This window comes from Streptomyces olivoverticillatus (assembly GCF_014203555.1).
GTDB classification, from domain to species: domain Bacteria; phylum Actinomycetota; class Actinomycetes; order Streptomycetales; family Streptomycetaceae; genus Streptomyces; species Streptomyces olivoverticillatus.
In genome coordinates, this window is sequence record NZ_JACHJH010000003.1 from 60054 (window position 1) to 67266 (window position 7213).

Annotated in this window: 4 protein-coding genes; 3 read left to right on the forward strand and 1 reads right to left on the reverse strand. The window is 63.5% G+C overall.

Features of this window, described 5'->3' with window-relative positions; translation table 11 throughout:
• Nucleotides 1–6: 6 nt before the first annotated feature.
• On the reverse strand, nucleotides 7–3492 hold the full coding sequence (locus FHS39_RS10790) for a hypothetical protein (protein ID WP_184348958.1): 3486 nt from the start codon (nucleotides 3490–3492) through the stop codon (nucleotides 7–9).
• 377 nt (nucleotides 3493–3869) lie between these two features.
• On the opposite strand from FHS39_RS10790, the gene FHS39_RS10795 reads away from it, so the two are divergent.
• From FHS39_RS10795 to FHS39_RS25380, 3 genes are all read left to right on the forward strand, one after another.
• The gene (locus FHS39_RS10795) at nucleotides 3870–4385 is read left to right on the forward strand and encodes a hypothetical protein (protein WP_246470130.1); all 516 of its coding nucleotides are present in this window, start codon (nucleotides 3870–3872) and stop codon (nucleotides 4383–4385) included.
• Between the two features lie 87 nt (nucleotides 4386–4472).
• Complete coding sequence (locus FHS39_RS10800; protein ID WP_184348960.1) at nucleotides 4473–6068, forward strand: S1 family peptidase; 1596 nt, start codon at nucleotides 4473–4475, stop codon at nucleotides 6066–6068.
• A gap of 220 nt (nucleotides 6069–6288) precedes the next feature.
• Nucleotides 6289–7213, forward strand: a 925-nt coding sequence (locus FHS39_RS25380; protein WP_246470131.1) for an SGNH/GDSL hydrolase family protein, incomplete at its 3' end; no start/stop codon positions are given.

A 7213-nucleotide genomic window follows, 5' to 3' on the forward strand; every position in this document is an offset into this window, starting at 1 on the left:
CTGAGTTCAGTATCCTCTCAAGGCTCTTGCGATGTCGCCGACGCTGCGCAGCTTCCCCTCGCCGACTCTGTCGACAACGCTGCGCAGACCTTCCGAAGTCGGACCGCTCGTAATATTGTTGCGCTCCATCAGTTGCTCAGCGACTGCTTGCGCGGTTCGCTTGTTCCCATTATTGAACATGTGGGCTCCCGCGATATCTCGGATAACCACTGCAGTCTTCTCCCAGAAACTGTTGTATCGACTGATGTTAATCAGCATATTCTCAGGAGAGCCAGTTACGAGCGTTTCGCCGCCGAATCCTCGGTTGATGGCAGTGATTTCATCAGGGGTTACACCTACCTTAAATCCTCCGGTGGCCACATGGTAGGTCCTGGTTCCCTTGACAGTACCCTCAACGCCCTCGAAGATCCCTTCCCCGGCTCTGACAGCTCTCAGCTCGCCGCCGATCGGCGGAATGACCATCGCGAGGGCGACTGTGCATTTGCCCAGCGTCGGGTTTGTGATGCAGTCCTTGATGTCGTTGAGACCGGTGACGGCCCAGACGATGTTGTTGAGCGTTGGGTCGATGACCGGGGCCTCGACGGTCCAGGGACCCGGAGCCAAGGCGCACGGCAGGAGGCCGTTCACCTCACGGTTGATCGGTGGGGCGCAGTTCCTCTTCGGCCGTTGCTCGCGCTGCTTCTTACGCAGTTCCGCGGCCTGCTTGCGTGCTGCGTCTTCTTCGTCCTGGCGCTTCTTCAGTACGTCCTTCCAGGCTGCGGCGGCGAGTTCGCTGGCTTCCTTTTCGCTCTTCCCGGCCTTCAAGGCCGAGCGGTGGGCGGCGTCTGCGTACTCGTGAGCCAAGCCAGCCGAGGTCTGGGCGTACTGCACCGAGAAGTCGGATTCTGCCGCGGAGTCTTCGGCGTCGTCCGCGTAGCGGTCCGCGGTGTCGGCGGCGTTGCGTGCCGTGATCGCGGACTGCGCAGCCTTGGCAGCGGATGTTTCGGCCTGTGACGCGGACTTGTCAGCCTGCGAGGCGTAGTCCTTGGCCTGAGTCGCGGACTTCTGGGCCTCTGCGGCGGCGGCCTGGGCCTCGTCCTTGGCCCGGCTCGCGATGGCTGCCGCCTGGGCAGCCAGCCAGCGGTTCACCTGGGCGTTTGCCTCGACGATGGCGCCTTGGTCGAGCAGGTTCCGGAGCTGGGCGATGTGGGTCGCAGCTAACTGGTCCTTGCGTTCGGCCATGTACTGGCCGACCTGGATGAAGTTGTGGAGCTCGTCCGCGGGGCCGGCCAGGGCGATTTTCGCGGCGGCTTGCACTTCCGGTCCGCCATCGTTGACGAGCCTGGAAGCCAGGACCTGTTCGTCGTCGAGGCGCGCCGTGTACTGGCCGTTGTTGATGAAGTTGGCCATGATCTTGGCGTCCTTGCTGGCCAAGGCCACCTTGCCGGCTTCCTTCACCCCCGGTCCGCCGCTGTTGATGATCCCCGAGACGCGAACGTTGTAGTCGTCGGTCCCCGCCGTGTACTGGCCAGTGGTGTAGAAGTCCTTGATCTGCTGATTGGTACCGTTGAGTGCGACCTGAGCAGCGGCGCGGACGGATGCGTAGGAGCTCTGGCCGACGAGATCGGAGACTTGCTGTCGGATCTCGTCCTGTGCGGCCTTCTGCCATCCCGTGCGCAGGTATTCGAGGACATCTGTGTCGGTGCCGGACAAGGCCTGGGCAGCTGCTTCTCGGAGGAAGGCGCCGCGGCTCTTCATGGCTTTGAGGGCGAGCTCACGGCCCTTGGCCGCAGTTGCCTTGGCATCGGCGTCGGGCTTGGACGCTTCCGCGGCCAGGACCACGGCGGTGTCATCCAGAATCCTTGCCTCCAGCGCCGTGCCTGCCGAGGCCACGGTGAACTTTTCCGCCCGAGCCTTGTGGGACTTTGCGCGCTCGATGGCCGCGGCCGTCCGGGTGGCGAGGTCTTGGGCCTCGGTCTTCCGCGCCATGGCGAACACTTTGTTGGCGGTGGCCATCGCCGCACTCGCGGCATCGGCGGCTTCCTTCGCCGCCGTGGCCTGCTTGGCGGACTCGGTGGCCGAATTTTTGGACTCGCCCGCATGTTTGGCCGCCTCCTCGGCAGCCGCAGCGGCCTTGTCCGCGTGCTCGGCTGCCCGATTGGCAGCGTCCCGGGCCTCGAAGGCAGCATCAGCCGAATCGTTGGCCAGTGCCTCGGCGGAATCAGCGGCGTCGTTGGCCTCCTTCGCGTGGCGGCGCGTCTCCTCGGCCGCCGCGTGGGCCTCACCGGAATGGACACCCGCCTCATCCAGGTACCGATCAGCGTCATCAGCGGCATCAGCCGCGTCATTGGCGTTGTCGGTGGCACTGCGCGATGCCTTAGCTGCGGCCGCCGCAGACTTGGATGCGTTACCGGCCTGCTGGGCTGCAAGACCCGACAACTTGGCAAGCTTCGCTGCTTCGCGTGCGCTCTTTGCGGAGTTCTTGGCGTCCTCGGCCTTGCCGGCGTTGCCGGCCGCCGCTATGGAGTCGTTGTAGGCCCGGGTCGCGGCTTCGGCGGCGGCGTTCGCCGCGCTCGCAGTCTGAGCTGCGGCAACGGCGGCGACACGAGCCGATTCCTGGGCGGCACTGGCCGCGTCGATGGCTTCCTGGGCCGCTTCGGCGGCGGCTCGGGCCGAATCAGCGGCCTGTTTTGCCTTGACCGCGGCAGTCTTCGCATCCTTCTTGGCCGCTGCGGTTTCCTTGGCCGCCGTCCGCGCGCTCTCCTTGGCCAGCTCCGAGGCCTTCACCGCGCGGTCCTTGGCGAGCTCGGCTTTCTTCGTCGCCTGCTCCGCCTGCAGACCTGCCTGCTGCGCCTGCTCGGTAAGCTGCGCGATGGACGAGTGCTCCTTGTCGCGGTTGCGGGCCACGAACAGGCCCACCTCAAGGAACTCGACGATGTCGTCGGGCGTGCCCCTGAGTGCCGCCTTACCGGCTGCCTTCACATTCGGACCACCCGCGTTGATAAGCGCCGAGATCTTGACCTCGTTGTCGCTCTGACGAGCGGTGTACTGGCCGCTCTTGAGGAACGTGGTCAGGTCCTTGCTGGCTAGGGCCGCCTTGCCGGCTTCCCGGACCCCAGGACCTCCGTAGTTGATGATGCGTGAGACCTCGACTTGCTCGTCGTCCTCAAGGGGTGCCTTCCAACCGTCCTTCAGGAACGCGTGCAGGGCATCCGGCGAGTGGCTCAACAGAGCTTGCTTGGCTGCCTCGCGCACCGCTGGCCCGCCCACGCGGACGATGCGGCTGGCATCAATGCAGTCATCGTCGTACTGGATGCCGTCCTTGGCGGCGAGGAACTTCTTGATGTCCTCGTCCGTGCCCAGCAGGGCCTGCTCGGCAGCCGCCTTGATGCCAGCACCACCGTATTTCCAGAGTTCGACAACCTGCCCGCGATCCGACAGCGGCGCCGGATCGTTTTCCGGATCATCGTCCGCAACAGCGGGGTTGGCTCCGAGGAGGCCGGGAAGGAGCAAGGCCGGTAGCAGCGCCTTTCCGACGCCGTGCAGGCCGAAGGCTCTCCTGCTGCATCTCCCTAATCGTATGGGACGTTGTAGCGCCCCAAGGCTGGAATGTTGAAGCCATTTCATGTAGACGGTCTCTCTGATTGGTCTGGGCTTTGGCAGACCGCACCCAGGATGTCGAGCCGCGCAGGCGCGTGCCGTCTCCATGCAGTCGGACGGCGTATCGGCGGCCGGGAACCGAGACGTGCGGTGGGCGTGTCCGTACGCCCCATGCCATAACTGCCCCCAGCCGTAAGGATGCTGGGTGCATGCTACGCACACCGTACATGTGCTTTACTGACTGTGATCAAGGGCCTTTACAGCCCAAATCACGCCCATGGAAGGCAACTATGGCCATTTCCCACCTGCGAAAGTCGCTTGTTGCTGCCGTTTTCACAGCAATCGCGGCTTGTGTCGGATTTGCGACGATGGCTGTGGCCCAGCCTGCATCGCAGCCCAAGCCCACGCCCTCGCCCGCATCCGCTTCGGCCGAAATGCCTTACGCCGTCGAGACTTTCGAGTACCCCGGGGCCGCGAAGATCCAGAAGGAGCAGGGCATAACGCTGAGCACGGGCGACGGGCACATCGTGTTGGCCGATTGCGCCGTGACCCATGACATCACCGTCAAGTCGCGGACCGGTCAAAAGGATTACTGCTTCGCGGTCACCGGAAAAAAGGGATACCTCGCCCTTGAGTTGAAGAGCGCCTACGGCATGTGGACCCAGGACTTCGCCGTCACGGCCAAAGTCACTGCCGACGGCAAGGACACCTATGTCAACGCCCCCAGGAACGACTACACACCGTTCGGTGAAGCCGGAGACACAGGCCAGTCGTCGGTCCTCGTTGAACTCCGTGTTACGGGCTGACGCCTCGCCCTGTTCCAACGCGCACGACTTCGGATCCTGCTCGGCGCCGCCAACGCGCCGAATTCTGACACAAGGAAGAAACAAGACATGCCTGGCATACATCCACGAGCAGTGTGGGCCGCAGGGATTCTCTCGGTAGTCACGGTGGCCGGACTCCTCGCCGGAGGTTCAGCGAACGCCGTTGTCGGTACGCCCGTCAACGATTCCTACTCCTTCACCGCCCAACTCGACATAGACGCTGGGAACGGAAGCAAGCGCGGCTGCTCGGCCGCGCTGGTCGAGCAGCAGTGGCTGGTGACTGCAGCGAGCTGCTTAGCCGGCAATCCGGCTCAGGGCACCCAGATTCCTGCCGGCGCGCCCGCATTGCCGACGACGGCCACCATCGGTCGCGTCGACGCGACCCGGCAGACGGGCACCGTGGTCGACGTCGTCGAGCTCGTGCCGCGTACCGACCGTGACCTGGTCATGGCACGCTTGGCCAAGCCCGTCACGGGTATCTCCCCCGTCGGCCTCGGCTTCAACCCGCTTGTGCCGGGCGAGGACGTCCGAGTGACGGGCTACGGCCGGACGAAGGACGAGTGGGTTCCGCAGCGTTTGCACACCACCACCTTCACCACGGGCGATGTGAAGGACGGCACCGTCGCCCTGTCCGGCAAGTCCGACAACGCCGCCATCTGCCAGGGCGATACCGGCGGTCCGGCCTTCCGCGACATCAATGGCCGCTACGAACTCATCGGCGTCCACAGCAGGTCATGGCAAGGCGGCTGCCTGGGAACCGATCCCTCTGAGGCACGTACCGGCGCCACCGATGCCCGAACCGACGACATTGCTGGCTGGATCCAGGGCATTACCTCCCGGGATGTGCTGCGCAGGAAGAACTGGAACGACGCACGCTCTATGGTCCCGGGCTACTTCACCGGTGGCTCGCCCGGTGGCAGGCGGCACATGGACCTGTTCGTCGCCTGGAAAGACGGCTCGGCCAGCCTCTTTCAGGGGGCAGATAACAGCGACCCGAAGTACCCCTTCACTGCCGAGTACAAGCTCGCCGGAAGCGGCTGGCAATATGCCATGTCTGTTGCGGGTGGCAACTTCACTGGAAGCGGTACTGACGGACTGGTCGTCAGGTGGCAGAACGGCCAGGTGACATGGTTCTCCCACGTCGACCAGAATGGGTTCAGTAAAGAAGAGCAGCTCAGCGAGCCCACCAAAGCCTGGAAGGAGTACGCCAAGCAGATCACGGTGGGTAGGTACACTGCCAACGCTCAACGCGACGACCTGCTTGTCACCTGGGTCGACGGCTCCATTTCGCTCTTCCCCGACCTCGGCACCAATGGACTCAAGCACGAATCCCAGCTGCTGAAGGCGAACCAGGCCGGCACCAACATCGAGCAGATCAGTGCTGGTGAGTTCACAGGCAAGGGCACTGCCGATCTACTGGTCCGCTGGCGCAACGGTTCAGGCAGTATCTACCCGGGCGTCAACGTTTCCACCAAGTTCGACGACGAGATCAAGATCCTCCAGAGCGGTTCCGACTGGCGGTTCGCCCAATCCATTGTGACGGGCTCCTTCTCCGCCAACGCTCGCCCCAATGACGTGCTCGTGCGCTGGGAGAACGGCAATCTCAGCATGTACCCGGCCATGGACGCCACGGGTCCGCACATAGAGGTCCAGCTCCTCAAGTAGGCCGTATCCGGTACCGCCCCAAGCTGCTCACTCAGGGAGAAGCTCGAGCTCTGTGACACCGTTCCGTCACAGAGCTCGGCCCCTGGCTGCCCCTATGCACACCTGACAGAGAACAATTACCTTGATTCAGAAATCAAAGACGAGCAGTGATATCGCACTGGCTCGCAGGTGCCCTGTCCGCAGATCATGGGTTCAGACAGCCAGCACATCTCTACAGCGATTGGCCAGTGCACTGACCGTAGCCCTGGCGACCGCGCTCATCGTTACCGGTGACCCGTCTGCTTACGCTGCCAACTTCAACCGTTCGATGATGCCGGAGGGTTCGCACAGTAGCGTGCACCAGCCCCTTTCAAAGGTCGGGCACGAAGCCGCCGTGAGGAATTGGAAGGTGCCACGGCTGGCTGTGATGCCGCTTGGAGACTCGATCACCTATGGCACCGGCAGCTCAACCGAGTCCAGCTACCGTGCCGAATTATGGAACCAGTTGACACCGCACACGGACAGCTTGCACTTCGTCGGTTCACAGCGGAGCGGCAAGCTGCCCGATCCCGATCACGAGGGACACTACGGCTGGAAGATCGGCGGTCTGACCGGCAACATCGAGAACTGGCTGGTGGCGGCGAAGCCCAACGTGGTGCTGCTGCATATCGGCACCAACGACATGCACGACAATTACCGGGTGGACCAGGCCCCCGACCGGCTCGGCGAGCTGATCGACATGATCACGGCGGCTGCCCCTGACATGACTGTGCTGGTCTCTTCCCTCGTTCCGTCCGGGGACCCCGAAACCGAGAAGCGAGTCGAGAAGTTCAACGCCGCCGTGCCGCGACTGGTTGAAGAGCGCCAGGGCAGGGGATTTCATGTTGGATACGTCGACATGAACAAGGTCACCACTCGCGACCTCCGTGACGTCCTGCACCCCAACGACAGTGGCTACAGCAAGATGGCCGAGGCCTTCTACGGCGGAATCGCTCGCGCGACCGGTGACGGTTGGATCCAGGAACGGGTCGATATCAAGCCCGTACCGCCCCGGAAGATACCTGTCGGTGATTACCGAGTCGACATCAATGGTGATGGGAAAGCTGACTATCTCGTGGTTCATGATGATGGCTCGGTTGGTGCGTGGGTGAATAGTGGTGGTAGTG